Consider the following 948-nt stretch of genomic DNA (forward strand, 5'->3'; position numbering starts at 1 on the left):
CCATTCGAACGGAATGCGCGCGAGCTGGCGGTGATAGACGCGGATGGAGCAGCCGGACGCAAACGTCACGTGCTCGTATTGCGGTTTCATCGCGGCCTCCGTTGGGGCAGGCAGCGCGTCGTGGCATGATCGGGAGCGATCGTCACCACGGAGCGATGCCATGTTTTCACATGTTTGCGTGGGCGTCAGCGATACGGCACGCGCCTACGATTTCTACGCGCCGCTGTTCGCGGAACTCGGGCTGCGCCTGAAATTCCGCGAGCCGGACGGCTGGTCGGGCTGGATGCCGGCAGACGCCGAGCGGCCGCTGTTCTTCTTCGGCAAGCCGCTCGACGGCCATCCGCCGGAGCCGGGTAACGGCCACACGATCGCATTCGATGCGCCAACCCGTGCGCACGTCGATCGCTGCCACGCGCTCGCGCTGCGGCAGGGCGGCACCTGCGAAGGGCTGCCGGGCCTGCGACCGCACTATCACCGCGACTACTACGGCGCTTATTTTCGCGATCCGGACGGCAACAAGCTCTGCGTGGTCTGCCATCGTCCAGAGTGACGCATGATTGTCAGGATTGTATCGATCATTGGCTGAATAGTGGTGATGGTGATCACGTGTCGGCCGTACGCTGACAGCACATCACGACATGCTTCAGCGAGGAGACGACGATGCAACTGACGATTGACGATCTGCCCGCCGCGATTCGCGCGGCGAAACGGGCGCTGCGCGCCGACCTGCCCGATTACGCGGCCACGTTCCGCGAAGTGGAGGGCGACATCGCACGGCAGGTCGACGCGATCCGCCGCGCGCACGCGCACGGCCAGGACGTGATTCCGGTCGTGCCGTTCGCGGATATCGCGGGTGGGCGGGTCGATCCGCACGCGATGGCCGCGATCCGCACGCATGGCGCGGTGGTGATTCGCGGCGTGTTCGATGCGCGGCAGGCGCGCGACTGG

2 protein-coding genes and 1 pseudogene are annotated in these 948 nt (G+C 66.0%); 2 read left to right on the forward strand and 1 reads right to left on the reverse strand.

The genetic code is table 11. The annotated features are described in order from the left end of the window. Positions 1–162 (reverse strand): annotated as a pseudogene (locus tag JMF90_RS40525) (AraC family transcriptional regulator); the annotation flags it as partial. On the opposite strand from JMF90_RS40525, the gene JMF90_RS38550 reads away from it, so the two are divergent. Further along, a complete protein-coding gene (locus JMF90_RS38550; RefSeq protein WP_011548105.1) occupies positions 161–550 on the forward strand; it encodes a VOC family protein in 390 nt (129 codons plus the stop codon). The pseudogene JMF90_RS40525 and the gene JMF90_RS38550 sit on opposite strands and share 2 nt — an antisense overlap. 110 nt (positions 551–660) lie before the next feature. Continuing rightward, positions 661–948: YbiU family protein (locus JMF90_RS38555; RefSeq protein WP_201326490.1), on the forward strand; the 288-nt coding region annotated here is incomplete at its 3' end.

Origin of the sequence: Burkholderia sp. E168m23 (genome assembly GCF_016586125.1) — a bacterium.
Classification (GTDB): domain Bacteria; phylum Pseudomonadota; class Gammaproteobacteria; order Burkholderiales; family Burkholderiaceae; genus Burkholderia; species Burkholderia orbicola.

Excerpts from the sequence above, each read along its gene's own strand:
- JMF90_RS38550 (WP_011548105.1), top strand. The coding sequence starts at position 161 with ATGTTTTCACATGTTTGCGTGGGCGTCAGCGATACGGCACGCGCCTAC.